Origin of the sequence: Aliiglaciecola sp. NS0011-25, assembly GCF_040370605.1 — a bacterium.
Classification (GTDB): Bacteria; Pseudomonadota; Gammaproteobacteria; order Enterobacterales; family Alteromonadaceae; genus Aliiglaciecola; species Aliiglaciecola lipolytica_A.
In genome coordinates this window covers 1-24,087 of record NZ_BAABWR010000006.1, presented here as the reverse complement: position 1 = coordinate 24,087, position 24,087 = coordinate 1, and the positions used below count along the sequence as shown (strand labels likewise).

Here is a 24,087-nt window from a genome sequence, read left to right as displayed (position 1 = left end):
CTAATATCCAGATCCAGCTTTCTGATCTGTTTGTAAATTGTCGGGTTTTACATGCTTGATGCCTTTCATTTTTTCAGCCAATTCGGGCGGCATATATTCTTCATCATGTTTAGCTAAAACTTCATCGGCAACGATGAGGTTATTTTCAGTTAGTCTGCCCGTTGCCACTATGCCCTGACCTTCACGAAAAAGATCAGGTAAAATGCCGGCATAACGCACGGTTACTATGGGACCGGTATCGGCTAAATCAAAACTCACGGCCAAACTTTCCTGATCCCGTTTAACGCTCCCCGGAACCACCATTCCGCCAATACGCAGACGTTGACCAATAGTTGGCGTGACACCTTCTTTACCGTCGATGATTTCAGAGGGTGTGTAAAAGTGGTCAATATTTTCACTTAATGCGCTAAGCATCATCCATACTGCAGCGGCTACTAAGAGCACAACGGCTAATATTCCAAACAAACGTTTTTGACGTCTTGGATTCACGATAATTCACCTTTCTTTTCAGATGTTGACTGTGCTTCTTCACGTGCTGAATCAGCTGCTTTTTTCTGTTTAATTCGTTTTTTACGGGCAATTTGTGCGTTAACCGCTTTGATGAGTTGTTTTTTAGCCCAAATACTTTCGTAGACAACCAAAAAAACAGCCAAAAACGACACACCAAATGCCAACCAGACATAAAAACCATATCCGCCCATTTGCCAAAAAGCTTGCCAAGAATCGAATTGAAAATTCATGATTTGCCCTCTTTCAATAAGGTTTTAACAGCCCAAGGACGGTGTATTTCGCGACGCAACAATTCGTTTTGCAAACGCTTTAAGGTGATTGCACCAATTAATAAGACTGCTGCCAACAAATTAACCATTAACGGCCAAAACATTTCTGGCGCAATAGATGGCTTATCAAATTTGCTGATGGTTGCACCTTGATGCAAAGTATTCCACCACTCAACCGAGTAGTGAATAATGGGTAAATTAATCACACCGACAAGGGACATAACCCCGGCTGCTTTTCCTGCCTGTACTTTATCGTCGAAGGATTTGTATAACGAAATTACCCCAAGGTATAAAAATAACAACACCAGTTCAGACGTTAATCTGGCATCCCATACCCACCAAGTGCCCCACATAGGTTTACCCCATGCTGCCCCGGTAAATAACGCAATAAAGGTCATCATCGCCCCAACTGGTGCAATCGCAATCATCGCCATATAGGCTGTGCGGATTTGCCAAACTAAACCAATAAGCGCGGCAACTGCCATCGCTGCATAGGCACTCATCGATGTGATGGCACTAGGGACATGAATATAAATGATGCGAAAAGAATCACCCTGTTGGTAATCAGCTGGAGCAAACATCAACCCCAAAATCAGGCCAACGACGAGGGTAATTGCCGCACTGATTGAAAACCAAGGCAATAAGGTTTGACAGAGTTTGTAAGTAGACTCTGATTTAGCGTAGGGATGTAACCACTTCCACATTAGCTTTGACTCACTTTTAATGCATAGGCAATGGCCATAGGAGCCAATGCAAGAGCTAGTAATAACATTGCTCCAATTAAGCCTAAATGGGCTGAATAGGATATCTGCAACGATGCTGCATCTACCGCCGCGGTTGCAAATATCAATAAAGGTACAAAAACGGGTAACAATAACAGGGCGAGCAACACACCGCCTTTTTGAAGTCCAACGGTTAAGCCAACCGCTACAGCTCCAACTAAACTCAGCAACGGAGTCCCCACTAATAAGGTCGCTAGCAATGCCCAGTACATATCTAAACTAAGGTTTAAAAAAACCCCTAACAATGGAGACAATAAAATCAAAGGAACAATGCTGGCTAACCAATGCACCGCCACTTTCACCACGCAGACAAGGGGCATAGATGCGCCACTCAACATTATCTGCTCAAGGGTTCCATCCTGAAAATCGTCTCGAAATAACCTTTCCATACCTAACAATGAAGACAAAATTGCAGCTACCCAGATAACCCCTGGGCCAATTTTTTGTAAAATTTCAGGGCCAGGACCCACACCTAATGGAAATAAACTGATCACCAATACAAAAAACATCATGGGCTGCAGCAGCTCTGCCCGCTGACGAAACGCCAACGCTAAATCACGTTTAAATACCGCCAATAAAATAGACGTCATATGCGATATTCCAACAGCAACTCGGATGTGGGGTAATCCACCTCTAAGGTTTGGTGAGAGGTAATAATAATCGCCCCACCTACACTCAAATGTTGAATCATTTTGTCTCGCAACAAGGCAATCCCTTGGACATCTAAAGCTGTGAAGGGTTCATCTAAAATCCATAGTTTAGCGTCGGTTTTCAACCACAAACGCGCCAAAGCAACACGACGTTGCTGACCAGCAGAAAGCTGACTTACTGGCACATCTTCTAAGCCAACCAACCCTAAACTAGCTAACAATTCGAATAATTCTGACTCAGTGCAGTTAACTTGATTTAATTGACACCAAAATCGTAAATTTTCAATTCCGTTAAGATTGAGACTTAAGCCTAGTTTGTGTCCAAAATAGACTAAATCTTGAAAATAACTTTCACTGACATGCTGAATATCTTGATGCTTATACTCTATTGACCCTTCAGAAGGATCGGCTAAACCAACCAAAATTCTCAACAAACTGGTTTTTCCAGCGCCATTTTGGCCACGCACATAAAGTAATTCGGAAGGTTCGATTGAAAATTCAATGTTCTCAAACAAAGTTCGATCTTGCTTCACACATCCCAAATTTTGCCCACGTAACAATGCCAAGTTGAGTCATTCTCCAGTTAGGCTATATACAACAACGACTTAACTAATTAGCAAATCAAAGTCGTTTTAATTTACTGAAAAGCTACAAGCCGAAAAATCGGCGCAAATGATACCATAGCAAAAAGCCAAATCCAGCTATTAGATTCTATATCTACAACAGGTTATGCTTAGTCATTGTTAAATCTACTGACGCTTTGCCGATAACCTGTTTATGTCAGATATATCACTAAACGCTCAACAACTTGTGCAGGCTGCCGCTCAGCTTTCGAAGTTGTCATCAAACTCGCCAGTAGCAAAGCAGGCTGCGCAGGTTATTATTCAATTTTTAGCTAATAATCAAATTGCTTTAACGCTACCCAAACAGCAACAAACAGTGACCTTGCCACGACCGAATAACTTGCCACAGTCGTTAAACGCGACACAAGTGCAAGCGCAATTACAGAATCATACCAGTTCGTCGGGTAATCAAAATACTACTTCAGCACTATTGTTATACAGTCCGTCAACCAAAACAGACGTTCAATCGGTAATTGCCAGCCTCAATCAAAAACAACTCGCAACCATTTTAAATGCCATTAGCAGCAAGGCTTCACCAGCAGCACAAACTAACAATGTCGCTGTGGATGCAAAAGTGATTAGTAGCAATGGCAACACAGCCAATTTAGCAACCTCGATTAATGCTAAATCACAAATAATCAGTGTGAATTTACCGGCGTCAGCAAAAGTGTTGCCAAGCAATCAAAATGTCCAATTGCAGATAACCCCAAAGGGTAACCAATGGCAGGTTAGGCTGATAGTAGACAGCCCAAACATCTCCCAGAGTGTTGCAAAAACGGATGGGAATAACCTGAATCCTGCCGCACCCAAAGAGGCTATTCAATCGGGAAAGTCAGAACAGATAAACCAACAAGTAACGGCTGACAAATATTCCCAAAACATCCAATTACAGAAACGTCCCGAGCAAATTCAACACAGCAACCAAAGCAATATTGCGCAAAAAGTAATTATGCTTAATTTGACTAAGCCAGATATCGTTAAATTGTTACAATCTGATTCTGCGCGGCTAAATAATCCATCTCACAACATTTCATTAGCGGTTCCTCGTCAAATATTGATCGACACACTGACCCAACAGCCACAATTACGTTTAGACAATGCAATCCCTAAACTTTTAAATGTTGATGTTAGTGTGAAAAATGTCAGTATCGATTTACTCGCAGCTGGTAAAGGAGAAATTAAAGGTCCGGTTAAAACTCCTCTTGCGCAGCTGCCGCTCACTGAAGCCCAAGTGCAACAAGTTAAAAATGCACTGTTTTTGCCAAGTGATGCAAAACAAGGAACTGCGCAATCCACTGAAACGTCGATTATGCGTCCAGATGGGGGAACCAATAAACCCGAATTAAATCTCAAGGTTCAAGCCGACGGCCAGTCTCCTAGTGCCGATAAACGCGCCGCTGAAGCCAACTTAAATCAGCTAACTCCCAAAGAAGCTGCGGCTAAGGCAATCCAATCAGATAACACGACGATTGAAAAAAACCTGCAAACCTTAACCCAAAAGTTAGACTCGATACCTGCAGCTCAAAAACAACAAGTACTTGAACAAATAAGCGATTTAATGCGACGGGTTTTACCCCAAGCTGCCAGTCCAAGCGAAACCTTACAGAATATAGAAATGGCACTGCGCGATCCCATTTTAGCCAAATCGCCAGAAACTAAAGCGCTTGCCGAAGCGATATTGAAACAGCTGCAACAAGGCACACCGCAAGGCAAAGAGGCTGACGCTGAAAACATCAAACAACTCATCACTCAAGCGCCCCTTAATTTGTCACCCATTCAACTCACTCAAGCCATTTCCTCACAAGGAATTGTTGCAGGTCTGATGACGATGTTACAAATTAGCTTAGCTTCTAGATTGAATAGAAACCAACCGCAAAACAGTGAAAAAATCGCGCAGATAGTGAGTAGCATCATATCGAGTTCCGGCAAAGCAGCGGCTCCGCAAACCCAGCGCAGCCTGAATGATCTGAACCAAATGGAACAGAAGCATCAGTTACTTAAACAGTTAGGGCGTATGTTTGCGCAACACCAATCGAGTAAATTAAGTAACGCCGAACAAGCCTTGCAAGGACAAGAAACATTTTATTATGTTTTACCCAGCGGTGTAGGCGAACAGAAAAAAGACATCGAGTTATTAATAAAACGCGAACCAGAAAAACACGCTAGCGCTGAAAAACAACACAACAAGTCAGCGATTTGGCATTTAACGATGAAAATGGACATTGGCGAAATCGGCCAGATACTCACCAAAGCCAAATTACAACAAGATGAATTGGAGCTAGATTTATACACATCCAACGAAGCTGTAAAAGAACTGGTTTATAACTATCTTCCGTTGTTCAAAAAACGATTGAAAAGCTTAGGTATTGAAGTGGCAAAAGCGCAATGCCAGCTAGGTAAAATACCCGAGCATTTGCACACTCGTCCTTATCAAATTTTTCAAACTCAGGCTTAATAAGTAACGATTATGACCGACCCAAAAAAATCAAAAAAGACCAAGAGCGCTGTAGGTATTCAATACCAAGAAGGAGAGAAACAAGCGCCCAAAATTATTGCCAAGGGTTTTGGTGACTTAGCAGAAGAAATAGTCTCCCTAGCCAAACAAAGTGGTGTGTTAGTGCATGAAGATCCCTATCTCAGTGATTTTCTCGCCAGAATGGATTTAGGCCAGGAAATCCCCGAACAATTGTACCATGTGATTGCAGAACTCATCGCCTTTTCATACGTTTTGCAAGGCAAGTTTCCTGAAAGCTGGGCGGCAAGTCACCACAAATTATCGACCAAAGCCTAATGGCTTACTTATTGTTTACCAATGACTTGCGTATTGTTTTCTACACCTAGTTGTTTTTAAAAAGATTTGTTGTACCAAGCTGACAGGTTAATCTGGTTGCAATATGTTGAATGGGAATAATTTAATGACGCTGCACGTATTTAAAAAAGTGTCCAGAACCTGCATTGCGCTTGGCACACTGCTGATGACTAACAATGTGTATGCGATTGGCGAACAAGTACTGGCGCAATCCGCAGATAACATTGAATACGGATTAATTGCTATTGCTGCCATCTTCGTTGTGCTGTTTGTGCTAACGATATTTTTTAAAATCAATCAAAAAAGAGCGCTTAATCAGCTCGCCGAAAATCAACTTATTCTCAAGCAAAACACCCAGTATTTAGACAATTTCCACGTTGGCATGGTTCAAGTTAATCATGCAGGCGAAATACAGTATTGCAATAAATTAGCGGCATATTATTTAGGAAATAGAGCAGAAAACTTGCAAGATAAAGGCTTGAACACGCTATTTGATCAACAATATAGTGCGCAAATTGAAAACGGAATCAAGGCTAAAATTCAATGCAAAGAGCAACTTATCGGACCGGTTAAAGATCGAAATTTAGTGCTCGAATTTGCACCACAAAAAGACAATCAACAACAGATCGCTTCAATTATATCAATTGTCGACGTTTCGGCTTCTCAGACTCAAATAGATTCCCTAAACGATGCCTTAAGCTTAAATAACCAATTATTAGATAGCACCCAAATTGGCCAATTAGAAATCGACTTGTCAGAAAAAACATTCAGCACAAATAGCGTTTTTTCCAACATGCTGACAAACACTGACAAACAGCTTAGCGGTGACATAAAACAGTTTGAACAATACGTTTCACAAGATACACAGTTTGCTTGGAATCAAGGATATAAAGATTTAGAACGAGGCCAACAGATTGATTTAGAATGTAAATTGGATGCGCATGAAGGTGATCTATTTGTCAGATTTATCGGTTTCCCGTTAGCCTTGGATGAAAAAGGTAAGGCGTTAAAAGCCCATATAACTGTCACCAATATCAGTCCGCAAGTTGTTTTGAAGCATCAACTAACCGCTAACAAACAAATTGTTAAGGGCATGCTCAGCTCCATTAGTCACCCGACTCTGCTACTAGATGAAAATAGTTTAGTGGTTGCATGTAACACAGCATTTGAATTGTTTTTTAATACTTCTGTGGACAATTTACGCAATCAACCGGCTAAACAACTATCTATTTTGCCTGCTGATATTCAAGCTATCATGCCCCAAGGTCAATCCCCCAGCATGGCATACTCTGCCAGTGTCGGCAGTGCCAAAGAAATAACTTTAGAGCTATCTTCGGGTGATAAAAAAACCTTAAAAGTGAAAATTCAATCTTTCCGAGATGAAACCGGCAACCCCGCAGGCTCCATATGTTTAATGGAAGATATTACAGAGCTGCAACACACTAAAGCGCTACTTGAACATGAGCGCCAACATTTCTCTAATATCATTGATAAAGCGCCCCTAGGCATAGCCATGATTGATGACGATGATCGCATTGTGCAGGCTAATAAAGCATTAACACAGCGCTTGGATCTGACCGAGAAAGAACTGATGAAAGGCTCGTTTTATCAACTATTTAATGATCCCAAAAACTCTGGAAAAGCCGCCAAGAAATTACATAAAAATGGCAGCCTAGAAGGATTTCATGCAGACTTAAAAGGCAAACAACAGCAACTCCATCCAAGTGAACTGAACATCGAACTGTTTGACCGCGAAAAACAGCACTTTTTGTGCTGGATATCCGACATTAGTGATGAGCAATATCAACAAGATAAATTCGAGAGTTTGTTGCTACACAGCAGCATGCCAATGGCCGTATTAACCGAAAATGGCTTCAATAAACTAAACCCTGCGGCCTGTGAGTTTTTCTCTGTGGAAGACGAAGAAGACCTATTTGGACACTACCCATACTCTAAAAAACTGAATGATAGTGAAGCTGATCTCGAAAACTTCCAGAACAAAATTGAGCAAATAAAACAAGACGGAAAAGCGTTATCAATGACCTGGCAACATAGCCGAGGTAGCAACAAACTGCCCTGTCAGGCCACATTTGTACCTATGTTTAAAGGCCAAGATTTTGATTCAATCTTGTGTATTTGGACGGATCTTAGAGCGATCAAAAAAGCCGACCAAGAACGCTTAGAAGCAATTAACTTACATCAGGCGGCCGAGCGATTAATTGTTGAGAAGCAACAGTTGTTAGAAAGCAGTCAAGACCAACTTGCCAGCAAAGTAAGGTCGTTATCAGCTACCCAATCGAAGTTAAAAGCGGCGGAAGACGATATATCCGATAAAACCTCAGAGCTAACTACTTTGCAGCAAGCACATGACAATGTCACTGCACATTTAACTCAATTGCAGCAAGACTATCAACAAAGTCGAGAATCACTGGCCAACAGTGAAAAAGCCAACCAAGATTTAGCCGATCAACTTGAACAAACCAGTAAACGAATTCATGGCTTGGAAAAACAACGAAATCAAATTGCCGATGAACTCCAGTACAGTAATAAAAAGTATAAAGATGCGCAAAAAGAGCTAGCTGAAAGTGAAAAAACCGCCAGTAATTTAGAACTTGAACGACAAGAACAACAACAAAAAATGGCAGCTTTTGAGGGGCAAATTAGTGATCTCAAGTCGTCTATTTATCAAAAAGACAAACAAATTTCAGATGTAAACGGTCAGATTAGCGCCTTGCAATCGAAGTTATCGAGCTCCAGCCAAGCCAGTGAGAAATTACGCCAACTGTTAATTAACCAACGAAAAGCCAGCGAACTAGCTGAAAAACAACGTCGCGACTTAGAACAATCCTGTTTTGTTGCACAATCTGAACTATCCAATAAAGCTCGCCACATTGATCATTTGCAACATGAAATGGACAAGTTTGAAGAAATGTCTAATCAGCAAAAAGGCGACATGGAAAAACAACAGGCATTGTTACAACAAGAGCTTGAAAATAAACAACGCCAGTTGCAAAAAACCCAAGGTATTTTAAACGAAACCAAACGCCAATCAGAACAAGATAAAGCTGAAAAACAACTTCAACAACAGCGGTTACAACAATTACAAGAAGACTTAAAAGAAGTAGAACGCCGCAGTAAACAGCAGCAACAAAAAATAGCTGAAGCCGATAAACACTGGGCTCAGCAACAGCAAAAACTGCAACAAGAGCTACACAGTAAACAACAAAAACTGCAAGAAACTCAACGTATTTTGCAGCAACAAGAGCAACAGTTCGAAGCAGAAAAATCAGCCAAAGCTCAGCAGCAAAAAGTGTTTGAAAAGTTACAACAAGAATTAGCTGAAATGGAAAGACGCAGCGAATTGCAGCAGCAACAAAAAAATGATGAAGCAGAATTAAGACTGCAAGAACAGCAACGCCAATGGCAACAAGAGCGGGAACAGCAACAGCAAAAGCTGAAACAAGCGGAACAGAACTTAAATCAAGCCAAGCAACAAACTGAGGCAGAAAAAGCACAACAACGTGAATTAATGCAGCGTTTACAATCTGAATTAGTCGATATGGAAAAACGCAGTGAACAGCAGCAAAAACAGATTATCGAAGAAGCAAATCGTCGCTGGAAAGATAAACAAGATGCGTTGCAAAAAGAACTGCAAATTAAACAACAGAAATTATTTGAAACCGAACAAGCTTTGCAACAAACCGCACGCCAAACTGAAGCAGAAAAAGAAGCTAAGCAGCAACAGCAAAAGATTTTTGAGCAGCTGCAATCTGAATTGCTAGAAATGGAGCAACGCAGCTCTGAGCAGCAACGGGAAATGCAAGAAAGTGATCAACAGTGGCAACAACGTCAAGAAGCCTTGAAAAAAGAAGTACAAGCAAAACAATCACAACTGCAGTTGACCCAGAAACAATTAGACGAAAATCAGCGCCAAACTGACAAAGAAAAACGTCAACGTCTTGAACAGCAACAGAAGCTAGATCAGTTAAAACTAGAATTATCAGACGTGGAAAACCGCGCTACTAAACAAAAAGAAATGTTGCAAGGAAGTGATGAACAGTGGCGTCAACACCATGCAGAAATCGAGCAACAGAAAAAACAATTGCAACAATCATTACTTGAAGCTGAGCGTCAAAACCAACAAATGCAGGAGAAACTGCAACAAAGTCTACAAGAATTACAACGTGCAGAATCACAGGTCAGTGATACTCAATCTGGTGAACAGAAATTGCAGTCTGAATTAGAGCAAGCAAAACGAGAAGCTCAAGAATTGCAAGACAGACTAAAACAACAGGAACAGCAGGAATTGAAGCTGCAGCAACAACTGGCTGAACAGCAAAAAGCATTGCAAAACAGCGAACAAAATGTGCAAAAAATGCAAAATGAGCAACAACAGTTGGCTACTGAATTACAGGCAATCCAAGCTGAATACGACAACACAAAAGCCAGTTTAAGCGCGCAAGATAACAATCAGTCAGAATTAAGTGAAAAATTAAAGCAGCTAGAACAAGAGTTAATTAGCAATAAGAGTCAAATTGCCAATAAAGAAACTGAGCTGCAGCAAGCACAAAAGCAACTTGAATCCAGTCAGGCCAAATTGCAAGTTAAAGAAAAAGCCCTTGTCGCAGCCCACAAAGAGGAATTGAAACAAGCGCAGGAACAACGCCCTACTCCTGAAGTTCAAGAAACCCCTGAATTTGCCAAGCTAGATATGCCAAGGGATCCTCATATTTGGTTCGATTTATTGCCATTCTTGCAAAAGAATCCACCTAAACAATCGCTGGCAATTGATCTTGGTGCGTTAATGAGTGAATTAGAAAGTGCCATGCAAAATATGGATAATGCAGTGATGGAAGACAACAACAGCGCAATACTGACACAAGCACGCAAGCTTGCACATATTGCTCGCAAAGTTAACTCTAATCCATTAGACGATGTTGCGACTCGATTAGAAGCAGACTTCCGGCAAGGACAAGTTGATAGCATTTCCATTTTCTGGCCTAGCGTAAAAGAATCCATCATGACCACGCTCAGAGTGATTTATTCCCATTTAAACAAATAAGATTCAAGAATATAGGCTTAGCATTGCAAATTTGCTAAGCCTCACTCTTGCTAATTAAACAGTGAACATGCACTATTCAAAAAATTCTTCAATTTCGTCTAAACATGCAAAATCAAATAATTTATCAATTCCCCAGCGGTCAAGTAGCCAACCGCTTTTTAAATGATGTGAATTCCGAACAACGGCCGAATATCAAAGCAAAACTTTATCGCGGCTCGTTGAAGGTACAAGTTACATATCATTACTCAGACTCAGGGTTCGACAGCACGAGCGCAGAACTAGATGATCTAGCTAGCAAGTACGAAGGTGAAGAAGTAAGTTAGTGGACAAAGTTATAGACCCTTAAACTTTGAGCTGACAGTCAGCTGCCTACCAGGTGAGGTTCTAACCTATTCATCGAAACTTTAAGATCAGATATGAACGACTACAGTTAAGCCATTTAATCAGCTAAGCGCGTTAATCTGCATCCAACGAATATCAAGTGCTTTGTTTTTTACTGTTTGTTTTCTCAGCAGCATTTTTCAGAGCCTCTAAATTCAGACAATAAACCTAAACACGCACTTAATCGATTAACTAATAATTAATCAAATTTTATTTTAAATCTTATAAATTTAACTTAATTAACATTTTTTTAGCATTAAGTGACTATTCCGGCTATTCTTAGTTAACTTAATCGTGTTAGTTTATTGGCGTTTTTCAGACTTTAATACTGAGAGTCGAAGAAGTTAATACTGAGAGTCGAAGAAGTTAATACTGGCAGTAATAAACAGCTATAAGATGAAATAGGTAGGTTTAGCGACTTATATTTGCTGAAATTTGGAGATAAACAAATGACTACGTCAAAAAACTCTTTGTCAAAGAAATGGTGGAAGGAACAAATTATTTATCAAATTTACCCTCGCAGTTTCTTTGATAGCGATGGTGATGGTATCGGTGATTTAAACGGCATTATTGAAAAACTTGATTATATCAAGAGTCTCGGCGTGACCGCTGTGTGGGTTAACCCATTTTACGCTTCTCCAAATGATGACAATGGCTATGACATAAGTGACTACCGTAAAATTATGGACGAATTTGGAGACATGAATGATTTCGATGAGATGATAAAAGGTTTTCACCAACGCGGTATCAAATTCATCATGGATCTTGTGGTAAACCATTCGAGTGATGAACATGAGTGGTTCAAGCAGTCTCGTAGTTCTCGCTACAATTTATACCGTGATTATTATCACTGGTGGCCGGCAGAAAAAGGCAAACCGAACCATAGGTTCAGCTATTTTGACGAAAAAGGCGACGCTTGGAAGTACGATCAGCAAACGGACTCGTATTACCTACATTATTTTTCAGCTAAACAGCCAGATTTAAACTGGGAAAACCCTGAACTACGCCGAGAGATATACGACATCATGCATTTTTGGGCGAAAAAAGGAGTTGATGGCTTTCGACTCGATGCATTCCAATTTATCTCTAAAGACACCACTTTCCCGGCTTTTCCTGAGGGCTATCAAGATGACGTGGTGGATGTAATAAAACACCATGGCATGGGACCCACCTTGCACAATCACATTCGTGAAATGAACCAAGAAGTGCTAAGTAAATATGAAGTATTTGCCGTAAGTGAGGGAGCAGGCAGTAGTTTTGAAGATGCCCATTCACTCGTTGACGAAGATCGCAATGAATTGCATATGGTCTATCATTTTGAAGGCGTCGAAATAGGGAATGGATTGGATGATCCTCACACTTTAGCCGATTTCAAAGAAGTCCACTCTAAGTGGGAAGAAGCATTCAAAGACAAGGGTTGGATTTCGATATTCTTAGCGAATCACGATGTCCCGCGCATGGTATCGAGATTCGGCAATGATAGTGATGAATTTAGAGCCGTATCGAGCAAAATGCTTAACACTTTCATACTGACTATGCGTGGCACCCCCTATTGCTATTTTGGTGATGAATTAGGGATGAAGAATATTTATTTTGAGGATATCAACGAGTATCAAGATATTGCCGCCATAAATGGCTATAAAAAAGCCTTGAGTGAAGGCAAAGACATGCAGAAATTCATGCAAAACCTTCGGTTTTACTCGCGGGATAATAGCCGCACGCCAATGCAATGGGATAACACTGAAAATGCTGGCTTCACCTCAGGCTCACCTTGGATATCGGTAAACAGTGACTATAAAGAGGTCAATGTTGCAAGCCAAGAGAACCGTGCTGATTCAGTATTAAATCACTTTCGAACGCTAACTAAACTTAGAACCGAGAATGACATTTTAGTATACGGCGTTTACCAACAAGTAGAGCCGGATCATCCGCATATTTATGCTTATACCAGAAGCCTTGATAACCAAACTTGGTTAGTAATACTCAGTTTTGTTGAAACTGATGCAAACTTGAAATTACCAAACAATATGCAAACTTTTGAAATTCAAGCTAACAACTATTCACAATTGAGTATCGATGATGGCTGGCTAAAATTAAAACCTTATCAGGCAGTGGTTTTATCTCAAAAAGAGTAATCTGAATTTACATAGTACTATTTAGGCTAGATGACAAACTAATGATAAAACCAAAATGGATTAATAATTAGTTTGTCGCTAAGCAAGCTTTAAAGTCGTTACAAAAACAAAATTGTAACCTTTGATATTAATTCCATGTTAATGCTTTTTGATAAGCCCTCAATTCAAGCCTTAATTAGCATCAAAAAAGCTCAAAAACTTAAATCATTTAGTGAAAAAATTTGCTCTCTTAGTATTCTGTAAACAAAAGTCATTTTTGCTACTTCAACATCTACATTTAAAATTTTTATCGTGCTAGTGCATTCCAAATTACTTTAATTTGGTTTAACGAATCTTCGCAAAAACAAGGTAATAAACTGATATTAAAAGAAAATTTTAAAAGCACCATAGAGCTTAATCTAGATAATATTAAGCTTATATATTAGTTACAAAGAGGTTATGCAAAAGAGTCAATGTGATAAAAAATAACACCAACTACAGAAATAACCTTAATCGTTTAAGAAAAATATTGATCTTATTTACATTTGATAGTACTTTTAACATTGCAGTAACAATATTGACTATAAAAAACGCACTGAGCGGGGCACACACATGAAAACGAGCACATATTTTAAACCAGCGTTATTATCAGCTGCTATCTCTGCAGCTTTGATATCAGGCCAACCACTAGCACAAGAAGCCAATGCCGTAGCAGAAGATGTAGAAGTCATCTCGGTCAGCGGGATACGCGGCTCCCTAATTCGAGCGCAAGCTGTCAAAATGGACAACTCCTCGATCGTAGAAGCTATTTCAGCAGAAGATATTGGTAAATTACCAGATTCATCAATTGCCGAATCGTTAGCTCGCTTACCAGGAATGTCTGGTGAACGTGTGGGTGGCCGAACTTCTGGTATTTCAATACGTGGATTTAAAGAAGATTTTACTGGTACATCGTTAAACGGTAGAGAGTTGATCGGGATTGGCGATAACCGCGGTGTTGAATACGATTTATATCCATCAGAGATTATGACAGGCGCTACCGTTTATAAAACCACTGATGCATCGTTGATGGTTCAAGGTATTGGCGGAACTGTAGACTTACAAACGGTACGACCTTTACAAGCTCAAGAAACATTGACAGTTACTGGCGTATACGAAATAAGTGGCCGTGAATCTGACAACCCTGAATACGACAACAAAGGTCACCGTTATTCGTTATCTTTCGTAGAGAAGTTTGCTGACGATACTATTGGTTTGGCTGTCGCCTTAGCCACAACTGAATCGCCTAACAACCAACGTAAATTTGGTGTGTGGGGCTATAATCCAGCTAACGAAGATGGTCAGATTTTACCATCAGGCCTAGATACAAATGTGCAAAGTACAGTATTAGAAAGAGATACCATTTCAGCGGTATTGCAATTCCAGCCTAATGATGACCTTGATATCGTTATTGATGCATTGGATATCAGTTTCTCTGATTCGGGTATTATTCGTGGTTTCGTTGAACCTTTTGAAGCCGCAAATGTGACGGGTTCAGGTTTCAACACTACAGGTACGCAAGTTAACGCCAACTCTGTTTTGATTAATAATCCTAAGCAAAAAGACGGCGATTTGAACGTGTATGGTTTGAACATTGAATATCACGTTAATGACAATTGGTCGGTTGAATTGGATGTGGCTCGAAGCAAATCAACTAAACGTGATTTACAAGGTGAGTCTTACTCAGGTTTAGCACGTAACGGTGCACTTGACGCCTCTGACCCTTCTTTGTTTGGTACTCGTGAATTCGTGATGAGTCAAAATGGTATCGACTTTACAAGTACTTCTGGGCTCGACGCATTCTCTGATCCAAACGCTTTGCAATTAACTGGACCTCAAGCATGGGGTGGCGGTTTAGCTAACTTAGCTGACAACTTTGATGATCATTCTGAATTGCAAGCAAATGGCCAACCATTTAGTTATGTTCAAGCTCAAGATGGTTTCTTAAATTATGCAGACTTCAAAGAAGAATTAACCACAGTGCGCTTTGAAGTGGTGGGTAATTTGGATGGTGACATCTTCCATACCCTCACAGCAGGTATTAACTACAGTGATCGTTATAAGGATAAAGACAACAAAGGTTTCTTCGCTACTGCGTCTGCCTACCCTTTATCTGATTCGATTCCTTCTAAATATTTGTACGACGGGTTAGCTGATTTAACTTGGGCTGGTCTTGGTATGGTTGTGGCTTATGACGGTTTTGCCCCTTATCAAGATGGCGAATACACCTTAAATGACGCGGGTCTACTTGAACCTGACCGTTTAGGTGATACCTATGTGGTTGAAGAAGAAGTCACTACGCTATACGCTAAAGTAGACTTTGCCACTGAACTAGGCGACTTCCCAGTTATGGGTAACGTGGGTGTTCAATACGTTCAAACAGACCAAACTTCATCTGGTTTCAACGGCATTGTAGGCTCTAACTTTGCAGTCTGTGATGACAACAATGATCAGCAAATTGATGATAGCTGCCGTGTTTCTGGTGGTGCTGATTACAGCCATGTTCTTCCAAGTGTCAATATCAGCATGGAAGTGGGCGACAATCAATTTGTTCGATTTGCAGCCAATAAAGCCATTAGTCGCGCTCGTATAGACCAAATGAAAGCCTCTAGTTTTGTGAAATTTGATCAAAACATCACGCTGATTGCAATCCCAAATACAGTTGAGGCAGTTAACCAGTACGGTTCTCCTTGGTCTAAATTTGCGGGTAACCCTGAACTACGCCCCTTAGAATCAAATAATTTTGACGTTTCTTACGAGTATTATTTTGAAGATGAAGGGTATTTATCTGCGGTTTTATTCTATAAAGACTTAGTCAATTTAACCCAAGAAAGTAGTGGTGATAGCTCACTTATTAACTTCAGAAATGATGAAACAAATAATGGCGCGGATTACTACATTCCAGGCTTCCATGATCGTCTAGCGTTATTTACTGGGCCCCATGAACCAGCAGGTGTGGTTTATAACGAAGGCGACTTAATCACGCCTCCAGACTACGGCACATACTCCTTCTTTGAAGATGGCTTAAAAGGTGACGTACAAGGTTTAGAGCTTACTGCAAACGTACCATTTGGCATGTTTAGTGATACCTTAGACGGCTTTGGTGTGGCTGCTTCAGCTATTTTCATTGATGCCGAGTTAGATGATGGATCACCTCTTGTTGGTCAATCAGACTCGACTTACTCGTTGACAGCATACTATGCAATGGGTGGTTTTGAAGTGCGCGTAGCCGGAACTGACCGTGGTGAATATTATACATACCAACGTGGTGGCTCAAACAAAATTGATACTGTTCAACGTAACGGTGTGACTTTGGTGGATGCTCAAATTAGCTATGACTTTTCTGAATCTGAGCATGACTATTTGCAAGGTCTACGGGTTTCTTTACAAGGCACAAACTTAACTGATGTAGACGATGAAATAGTTGATGCGAATGGTATTGTTACCACACGCCGTCAATTTGGACCATCGTATATGCTGAACGTTAACTATTCTTTCTACTAAACAGTTATACGCTAATATTAACTGATGAAAAGCCTCAAAGTTGAAAGACTGTTGAGGCTTTTTTACGTTTATACTGGAAAACATTATTGTAACCTGTCGCTTATTATAAAAATTAAGGAGCATGTAGATGCAAAAGCCGGTCAGAAAAGTAGTTATAGCTGGCGGAGGCACCGCGGGTTGGATGACGGCGGCCTTACTTAAAAAAGTATTGCAAGAACAGGTCGAGATTGAGTTAGTTGAATCAGAAGATATCGGTATTGTTGGCGTTGGTGAAGCAACTATTCCTCCTATTCAACTATTCAATCAATACCTTGGTGTAGATGAAAAGCAGTTTCTTCGCGAAACCAAGGCATCAATTAAGCTTGCGATTAAATTCGAAAACTGGCGAGTGCCCGGTGAAAGCTATTACCATACTTTCGGTGCCCCAGGTGCAAACATTGGATTTTGTAGTTTTCAGCATTTTTGGTTGCACGCTAAACAAGCCGGTGCAACAGCATCATTGTGGGATTACGATCTTAATTACTTAAGTTGTGAACGGGGCTTATTTAACAAAATTAATACGCAAAATCCTGTTTACGAAATGCAATATGCCTATCATTTCGATTCTGGTTTGTACGGCAAGTTTTTGCGTAAATTAGCAGAAAATTTAGGGGTAAAACGCACTGAAGGACTAATTGAACATATAGTTCAAGATAAAAATAGCGGCTTTATTACCCAGTTGCACCTCAAAGATGGCAATAAAATCAGTGGTGATTTATTTATAGATTGCACGGGGATGCGAAAACTTCTGATTGGTAAAACCTTGGGCGTAAACTTTCAAAGCTGGGAAAGTTTACTGCCTGCCGATACTGCTATCGCGATCCCAACCGAACGATTTGCAACAACATTGCCGTACACCCGCAGTATTGCCCATAAGAAGGGCTGGCAATGGCGCATTCCCCTCACCCATCGAAATGGTAATGGTATCGTCTACAGTTCTAAGTACATGTCGGACGACGAAGCCCATGACACCTTGATGAGCAACCTAGATAGCAAGCCCTTGGATGATCCAAGAAAAATCAGTTTTGAAACGGGTCGCACTGAACAACAATGGCATAAAAACGTGATTGCTATTGGCTTATCCAGTGGTTTTTTAGAACCACTGGAGTCAACGAGTATCCATTTGATTCAAGCAGCCATAGTGCGTCTACTAAAAATGTTTCCAAATAACGGAATTTCAGAGGCAATGACACATATGTATAACGCTGAGTCAAAACGGGAATTCGAAACCATCGCTGACTTTATTATTCTTCATTATCATGTGAATGAGCGAGATGACTCTGATTTTTGGAAGGACATGCGTAACATGGCGATACCTGAAAGGTTGCAAGAAAAGATTGCAGCTTTCCGTTCATCAGCAGCCATTTTTAATGACAACAACGATATTTTTAGAGATGCGTCATGGTTACAAGTGATGTTAGGGCAAGGAATACACCCACAAGACTATCATCCAGTTGCCAAAAAGTATGGAGATCATGTACTGTTAGATGTGATGCAAAAAGTGTTAGCAGAAAAGCAAAAGCCATTATCTAGCCTGCTTCCCCATGATCAATTTATTGCTCAGTTCATAGGTCAGTAAACATGCAGCCTAGTAAAAAAATTGCGATTGTTGGCGGCGGCACTGCAGGTTGGTTAGCGGCAAACCTGATGGCTAAACAGTGGCAACAAAAAAATATAGAAGTCAGCGTTATCGAGGCCCCTGATATTGCCACTATTGGTGTGGGGGAAGGTTCGACTCCGACCTTAAAACGTTTTTTTGAAATCATGGATATACCTGAGTCACAGTGGATGCCTGCATGTCATGCGACTTATAAAGTCAATATCAGGTTCGAGCACTGGAGTCCAGAATCGAATATTGAATCCTATAGCCACCCCTTTATCTCGCAACTAGATACATTTAGTGAGCGTCCGTTTTATGCCAACTGTTTTGGTCGATGAATGGGCCAGGATGTGACTACATCGGCCGATAAGTTTCTGTTCAATGGTTGGTTGGCAAAACATAATTTAAGCCCAGTTACGCCGGAAAACTTTCCATTTAAAATTGAATACGGTTATCACTTTGACTCGGCGTGCTTGGGGCGATTTTTACAACAACATGCAATGAATTTGGGAGTCCGACACCAAGCATTAAAAGTACAGAACGTAGAACTCCACCCCGATGGCAGCATTGCTCGACTTCACACCGATAAAGGTCAGGTAATTGAAGCTGATTTTTTTGTGGACTGTAGTGGTTTTAGCTCTTTACTGCTGCAAGGTGCTCTAGGGGTCAAGTTCAAGGACTTTAGCAACAACTTATTTAATGACTCTGCGCTAGTAATAGGCACTAAACCACTTGCGCAAGTGCCTGTTGAAACCGTATCCACAGCTCTTTCCAGCGGCTGGGCTTGGCGTATCCCCTTGCGCAATAGGACGGGTAATGGCTATGTTTATAGCGCCCAACATATAACAAAGAATGATGCCGAAACAGAGCTACGACAACACCTCGGTTTATTAGACACCGACATTGAATGCCGGCATTTAAAAATGCGTGTAGGTCAGGTAACTAAACACTGGAGTAAAAACTGTATCGCCATCGGACTGGCTCAAGGATTTATTGAACCGCTAGAAGCTACTGCGTTGCATTTAACACAAATATCAACTGAGATGTTTATTGATTGTTTTGAAAAAGGCCATTTTTCTAACCAGTTTCAAAATGACTACAATAATGAAATGAACGAACGTTTTGAACGAATAAGAGATTATATTGTTGCCCATTACAAACTCAATACCCGCCAAGACAGCGAATATTGGAAAGCGAATCGCAACAATATGGCATTATCTGAGTCGCTATTACAGATACTCGATACTTGGTATAAGAAAAATGATTTGAGCAAAGAACTAGCTCGCCAAGGCATAAATCAACATTTTGGTGCGATCTCTTGGCATTGTTTATTGGCCGGATACGGCGTGTTTCCACAGCTTAATCAACGCGCAACAAATAAAGCTACAGCCCCTGTGATTGATTACTTTAAAGACAATCAAATACAACAATTATTTGCAGGCTGTATCCTAAACTTTAAACCTCAGATGTAATGATATATAAATAATAACCGAGCGTTTAAAAGCCCCTGAATGCTAATCAATTTAGGGGCTTTGTATCCGTTTACTCAGAATGATTTAAACTTCGGCGTTCAGTAAGTTCTTTCTCTATACGAGTTAAAAGCGGTCTATCTATCTTGTAGAACAACATCAATAACCCTCCTAGCGCAAACAACACCGCTGGCAGTAATGTTGCCATTACCCTAATTCCTTCCAATGCATAAGCAGACACAGTTTGATTGGCGACAAAACCGACATAAGCAAGAATAAATCCCGGCAGAGCGCCACCAACAGCCGAGCCAAATTTTAAGGCAAACATAGATGCTGACACAGTTAAACCTGACGTTCTTTTACCGGTTTGCCATTCTCCAAATTCAGCGCAATCAGTAAACATAGCAAACAACAAAGTAATCACCACACCAAACGAAGTTATCCCTAAAAAGTGCAGGAACACAGCAGTCCAGAACATATCAGGTGGAATGAAATAACTCATCACTAGGAAAACTGTGTGCAATAAACACATCACTAACACAATAGTATGTTTGTTGAATAATCGAGTTAACGTGGGTGTCCATAAAGAACCGACAATTTGTCCAAAAAGACCAATTGATGAAAACAATGCCACGCGGTCAAAGATAAGGAAAATGGCTTCTCCATCATCCCCCATGTAGTATTTTACGTAGAAAATAATAGATGAGAAACGAGCCACTAATGCCACAACAAGCAAAACACAAGAGATAGCTAAAACCACCCAAGATGTATTTTTAATCAACACTTTCATATCTTTTCTAGCAGATGAGTCGTGTTTAGGTAATTTTATTCTTTCTTTTGTTACCGCAAAGGTGAACCAAAAAAGCGCAATAGATAACACAGCAAAAACACTAATGGTTAAACGAAACCCAAGTACGTCATCACCACCACCTAATAAACTGACTAACGGTGTGGCAAAAGCTGCGATTAATAAACCGCCAAGACCAGCACAAATAAAGCGGTACATGGTAGCCTTGGTTCGCTCTTCTGCGACGGGCGAAATCACGGCAAGTAGAGCCGAATAAGGTACATTCATCGCAGTAAACGCGATCATCACCCCAATGTAAGTCACGTACGCATAAATCAACTTACCAGTATCGGAAAAGTTTGGACCGAAAAATATCGCAAAACCCAACAACCCATAAGGAATAGCTCCCCACAAGAGGTATGGTCGATATTTCCCCCAGCGAGACTCTGTTCTATCGGCGATAAGTCCCATGACAGGATCGCTAACAGCATCGGTAATTTTCGAAATCAATAACATCAAGCCAACAGCAGCTGGGGCAAGACCGTAAACATCTGTGTAGTAGTAAAGTAAATATAAACCGAAGAAACCCAAATAAAAGTTTGAAGCCATATCACCGACGCCATACCCTATTTTTTCTTTAAAGCTCAATGGCGCTCTGCTTGAATCAGTAGACATGAATTCTCCAAACCGGTTTCTAGTTAATGACATTAAGACAAACTGAATAACGATGCGCATTAACGGTTGCTTTACATTTATTTAACTTAAACGATTAAGTTAAATAAATCAACAATATTTTCGAATAGGGTTGAGCTGGAAAGGGAAATACTTGGTATACCTATTTACATAGTTATTAGTGGAAGGTAATTGCCTGCTCTTTACGCTGTGGATTGAATGGGCTTTTTATCAGACGTCAGCACAAACATAGAAACAATGACAAAAAAAGGTCACAACCATTCCAATTAGTTTGTAGGCAGCGGCAAAGCCAATTTCATCGTACAAAATCTCAGTCACTATTGATAACCCACTCGCTGCAAATTGCGACATAAATTGAAAACCAACAATATAAATAGTCGCAGACAATCGTCCGTCAAAAGTCGCGGAAATATACTTAAAAATAGCAATAAGCATGATTGGCAGTTCCACGGCATGAAGTAGCTTCATAGCAGAAATAGAATAGGGATCATCGGCATACCCTGAGCCAATAATACGTATGGCCATTACTACGCCACTAAGCACTAAGCCATTTTTAGCGCCAATCTTATTCACTAAAAAAGGAGCTAAAAACATACCACCTGCTTCGAGGAACACTTGCAACGAATTTAAATAGCCGAACATTGCATTACCTTCGGCTTTTAATTTGGTTTGAGCGCTCATACCTGCAAAATCACCCAATACCCGAGAAACGGTTTTAATTGACACATTTGCTTTTGCTGCAACATCTTTAATTGAAGACATAAAAACCCTGTTGATTAGCCAACGGTTGGCAAACCGAAGTGCTAACTTGCCAACATTAAGTTGACATTTATTTCAAACTCGCCATCATTATGACCATCGATAGACATTCCCTCGAGTGTTTTTTAATTCTTCTAGAGGTGCATATGCAGCAGTTAGATAACCAAAACCGTCCAAGTACGAATCGTACTTGGACGCCTCATTATCACTTTTTTAAACAGGGTTTTTGGATCAACGATCCTAACGGATTATTTTATTTGGACGGTAAATACCATTTATTTTTCCAACTCAATCCTGATGACGTGGTTTGGGGGAATATGCACTGGGGCTACGCGACTTCAGAGGATTTGATTCATTGGCAACATCAACCCATTGCGCTTCATGCCGAGCCAGAAGGCTTAGGTTATATTTTTTCTGGTGGCGCTGTAGTGGATATAAATAATACCGCAGGTTTTGCCAGCTCGGATTATCCTGCGGTAATCGCGACATTTACACATCATTCAGAAAATGAAGTGCAAGTTCAAAGCATTGCATATTCAGTTGATGGCGGAAAAAGTTTCACTAAGTATGCGCATAATCCGGTTATTCCAAACCCTGGCTTAAAAGATTTTAGAGATCCAAAAGTTGTCTGGTACGCAGAAAAAAAATACTGGGTAAAAGCCGTGGTTGCGGGTCAATGTGTCTATTTTTATCAGTCCAACGATCTTAAAAGTTGGCACAAACTCTCCGAATTTGGACATAACCACGGAGCTCATGGTGGCGTATGGGAATGCCCGGATCTGTTTCCATTAATTTGTAGCGAAACTGGAATCGAGCGTTGGGTTTTATTAATTAGCATTAATCCTGGTGGCCCCAATGGTGGCTCAGCCACACAATATTTCATTGGCGACTTCGATGGTGTTGAATTTACCCCTCAAGACTCTCTACCTACAAATAGCCCAACCCATTGGTTAGACTATGGCACTGACTGTTATGCCGGTATTACTTGGGACAATACCCCAGAGATATTGAAAAGTCGGACTTACATCGCTTGGATGAGTAACTGGGATTATGCGCGAGACACGCCCGATAATACGTGGCGAGGCGCGATGACCTTGCCACGAAAAATCAGCTTAGTGAAAAACCAATCCGGTTACCAACTCGCGACCCCGCCCGCGATTGAATTCAATGCTGAAAATTCATTAAGTACAATCGAAGTGCTTAGGCAACAGCCGTTAAACATACCCGAAGCATACAAGCTATCCTTTACTCTTAGCTCACAGAGCCGTAAAACCGTTCTGCAATGGCAAAGTGCGAATAAAGAAACCTTTGTTTTGACACTCGATTTTGCAAACAAACGAATTTTGGCGGATAGAACTCACAGTGGCTTTGCTGAAAAAGGATTTGATTCAATCGTTGAAATGCCTATTGATGTTCTGCAGCACCAACTTGTTGAAATTGAAATTTACGCAGACACTTGTTCGTTCGAACTATTTTTCAATGGTGCTCGGCAATGTATTACTATGCTGACCTTCCCTACTGCGCCGTTTAGCGAACTTTGTATTGCCCACGATAGTGAAGAAAATAAAATTGAAAAAGTTAAGTTAAGCACTTTTGCTATAACTACAGTTTGATTTAATTTGCAGCCTCAAGGGATTGAAGAGGTTGGCAGCGGGTAGAACACTCAAAAACAAAAGGTCGCAAGAAGCGACCTTTTACAACTGCAATTACGTAAAAAACATAAGCTTACTACTTCTCCATTTTAGACATGTCATCTAACGGTTTAGGCATTACATTTGAATAAATCTGTATATACTTGATGATGCTAGTACCGACTCGCGACAAAGCTTATTCCTCTTTTTAAGACAGCCACAAACTAGACTAGCACTTTGACACTATCAACTAAGCTATAGGTATAAGGTTCATAAGGAAGAACAATGCCCTTAGCAAGGAAGCGTCAAATCTGTTTGACAGATACACCCTACTACCACTGCGTTTCTCGCTGTGTACGCCGTGCT

At 40.6% G+C, this 24,087-nt stretch carries 15 protein-coding genes and 1 pseudogene; 9 read left to right on the top strand and 7 right to left on the bottom strand.

The window, feature by feature from the left end; genetic code table 11:
- The 5 genes from ccmE to ccmA are packed head-to-tail and all read right to left on the bottom strand — an operon-like array spanning nucleotide 1 to nucleotide 2,777.
- On the bottom strand, nucleotides 1–489 hold the full coding sequence (gene ccmE, locus ABWV72_RS06640) for a cytochrome c maturation protein CcmE (protein WP_216049862.1): 489 nt from the start codon (nucleotides 487–489) through the stop codon (nucleotides 1–3).
- The gene (gene ccmD, locus ABWV72_RS06635) at nucleotides 486–740 is read right to left on the bottom strand and encodes a heme exporter protein CcmD (protein ID WP_216049861.1); all 255 of its coding nucleotides are present in this window, start codon (nucleotides 738–740) and stop codon (nucleotides 486–488) included. The genes ccmE and ccmD overlap by 4 nt, the downstream gene beginning before the upstream one ends.
- Complete coding sequence (locus tag ABWV72_RS06630) at nucleotides 737–1,483, bottom strand: heme ABC transporter permease (RefSeq protein WP_216049860.1); 747 nt, start codon at nucleotides 1,481–1,483, stop codon at nucleotides 737–739. The genes ccmD and ABWV72_RS06630 overlap by 4 nt, the downstream gene beginning before the upstream one ends.
- Entirely contained in the window at nucleotides 1,483–2,151 is a 669-nt protein-coding gene (gene ccmB, locus ABWV72_RS06625) for a heme exporter protein CcmB (RefSeq protein ID WP_216049859.1), read from the bottom strand. Before ccmB ends, ABWV72_RS06630 begins: the two co-directional genes overlap by 1 nt.
- Nucleotides 2,148–2,777, bottom strand: a complete 630-nt coding sequence (gene ccmA, locus ABWV72_RS06620) for a cytochrome c biogenesis heme-transporting ATPase CcmA (protein WP_216049858.1) — start codon at nucleotides 2,775–2,777, stop codon at nucleotides 2,148–2,150. The genes ccmB and ccmA overlap by 4 nt, the downstream gene beginning before the upstream one ends.
- A gap of 211 nt (nucleotides 2,778–2,988) precedes the next feature.
- Between ccmA and ABWV72_RS06615 the strand changes: the two genes are divergently transcribed.
- The 8 genes and pseudogenes from ABWV72_RS06615 to ABWV72_RS06580 all read left to right on the top strand — a co-directional run bounded on the left by ABWV72_RS06615 (nucleotide 2,989) and on the right by ABWV72_RS06580 (nucleotide 19,854).
- Nucleotides 2,989–5,289, top strand: a complete 2,301-nt coding sequence (locus ABWV72_RS06615; protein ID WP_353369469.1) for a flagellar hook-length control protein FliK — start codon at nucleotides 2,989–2,991, stop codon at nucleotides 5,287–5,289.
- Between the two features lie 12 nt (nucleotides 5,290–5,301).
- Nucleotides 5,302–5,625, top strand: coding sequence for an EscU/YscU/HrcU family type III secretion system export apparatus switch protein (locus tag ABWV72_RS06610; RefSeq protein ID WP_342807112.1), 324 nt, complete (start codon nucleotides 5,302–5,304; stop codon nucleotides 5,623–5,625).
- 124 nt (nucleotides 5,626–5,749) lie between these two features.
- Nucleotides 5,750–10,705 carry a PAS domain-containing protein gene (locus ABWV72_RS06605; protein ID WP_353369467.1) on the top strand — a complete coding sequence of 1,652 codons (4,956 nt, stop codon included), beginning with the start codon at nucleotides 5,750–5,752 and terminating at the stop codon, nucleotides 10,703–10,705.
- A gap of 104 nt (nucleotides 10,706–10,809) precedes the next feature.
- Complete coding sequence (locus ABWV72_RS06600) at nucleotides 10,810–11,028, top strand: hypothetical protein (RefSeq protein ID WP_216049854.1); 219 nt, start codon at nucleotides 10,810–10,812, stop codon at nucleotides 11,026–11,028.
- Nucleotides 11,029–11,535: 507 nt separating this feature from the next.
- Nucleotides 11,536–13,221: a glycoside hydrolase family 13 protein gene (locus ABWV72_RS06595; RefSeq protein ID WP_353369464.1), complete on the top strand. Its 1,686-nt coding sequence runs from the start codon at nucleotides 11,536–11,538 to the stop codon at nucleotides 13,219–13,221.
- 591 nt (nucleotides 13,222–13,812) lie between these two features.
- Nucleotides 13,813–16,743: a TonB-dependent receptor gene (locus ABWV72_RS06590; protein WP_216049847.1), complete on the top strand. Its 2,931-nt coding sequence runs from the start codon at nucleotides 13,813–13,815 to the stop codon at nucleotides 16,741–16,743.
- 127 nt (nucleotides 16,744–16,870) lie between these two features.
- Entirely contained in the window at nucleotides 16,871–18,361 is a 1,491-nt protein-coding gene (locus tag ABWV72_RS06585; RefSeq protein ID WP_353369462.1) for a tryptophan halogenase family protein, read from the top strand.
- A gap of 2 nt (nucleotides 18,362–18,363) precedes the next feature.
- Nucleotides 18,364–19,854, top strand: a pseudogene (locus ABWV72_RS06580) (tryptophan halogenase family protein).
- A 70-nt stretch (nucleotides 19,855–19,924) separates the two neighbouring features.
- Here the strand turns inward: ABWV72_RS06580 and ABWV72_RS06575 are convergent.
- Together ABWV72_RS06575 and ABWV72_RS06570 are read right to left on the bottom strand one after the other, a co-directional pair.
- Nucleotides 19,925–21,313 (bottom strand): MFS transporter, encoded by a 1,389-nt coding sequence (locus ABWV72_RS06575; protein WP_353369460.1) that lies wholly within the window; start codon nucleotides 21,311–21,313, stop codon nucleotides 19,925–19,927.
- A 228-nt stretch (nucleotides 21,314–21,541) separates the two neighbouring features.
- A complete protein-coding gene (locus ABWV72_RS06570; protein ID WP_353369458.1) occupies nucleotides 21,542–22,093 on the bottom strand; it encodes an MFS transporter in 552 nt (183 codons plus the stop codon).
- A gap of 143 nt (nucleotides 22,094–22,236) precedes the next feature.
- Between ABWV72_RS06570 and ABWV72_RS06565 the strand changes: the two genes are divergently transcribed.
- Entirely contained in the window at nucleotides 22,237–23,703 is a 1,467-nt protein-coding gene (locus ABWV72_RS06565; protein ID WP_353369456.1) for a glycoside hydrolase family 32 protein, read from the top strand.
- The last annotated feature ends 384 nt before the right edge of the window (nucleotides 23,704–24,087 follow it).

What these genes read in the sequence shown, in the direction of transcription:
- ABWV72_RS06630 (WP_216049860.1), bottom strand. Translation starts at nt 1,483, where the DNA reads ATGTGGAAGTGGTTACATCCCTACGCTAAATCAGAGTCTACTTACAAA.
- ABWV72_RS06590 (WP_216049847.1), top strand. Translation starts at nt 13,813, where the DNA reads ATGAAAACGAGCACATATTTTAAACCAGCGTTATTATCAGCTGCTATC.
- ABWV72_RS06565 (WP_353369456.1), top strand. Translation starts at nt 22,237, where the DNA reads ATGCAGCAGTTAGATAACCAAAACCGTCCAAGTACGAATCGTACTTGG.
- ABWV72_RS06595 (WP_353369464.1), top strand. Translation starts at nt 11,536, where the DNA reads ATGACTACGTCAAAAAACTCTTTGTCAAAGAAATGGTGGAAGGAACAA.
- ABWV72_RS06570 (WP_353369458.1), bottom strand. Translation starts at nt 22,093, where the DNA reads ATGTCTTCAATTAAAGATGTTGCAGCAAAAGCAAATGTGTCAATTAAA.
- ccmD (WP_216049861.1), bottom strand. Translation starts at nt 740, where the DNA reads ATGAATTTTCAATTCGATTCTTGGCAAGCTTTTTGGCAAATGGGCGGA.
- ABWV72_RS06605 (WP_353369467.1), top strand. Translation starts at nt 5,750, where the DNA reads ATGACGCTGCACGTATTTAAAAAAGTGTCCAGAACCTGCATTGCGCTT.
- ABWV72_RS06610 (WP_342807112.1), top strand. Translation starts at nt 5,302, where the DNA reads ATGACCGACCCAAAAAAATCAAAAAAGACCAAGAGCGCTGTAGGTATT.
- ABWV72_RS06585 (WP_353369462.1), top strand. Translation starts at nt 16,871, where the DNA reads ATGCAAAAGCCGGTCAGAAAAGTAGTTATAGCTGGCGGAGGCACCGCG.
- ABWV72_RS06600 (WP_216049854.1), top strand. Translation starts at nt 10,810, where the DNA reads ATGCAAAATCAAATAATTTATCAATTCCCCAGCGGTCAAGTAGCCAAC.
- ccmB (WP_216049859.1), bottom strand. Translation starts at nt 2,151, where the DNA reads ATGACGTCTATTTTATTGGCGGTATTTAAACGTGATTTAGCGTTGGCG.
- ABWV72_RS06615 (WP_353369469.1), top strand. Translation starts at nt 2,989, where the DNA reads ATGTCAGATATATCACTAAACGCTCAACAACTTGTGCAGGCTGCCGCT.
- ABWV72_RS06575 (WP_353369460.1), bottom strand. Translation starts at nt 21,313, where the DNA reads ATGTCTACTGATTCAAGCAGAGCGCCATTGAGCTTTAAAGAAAAAATA.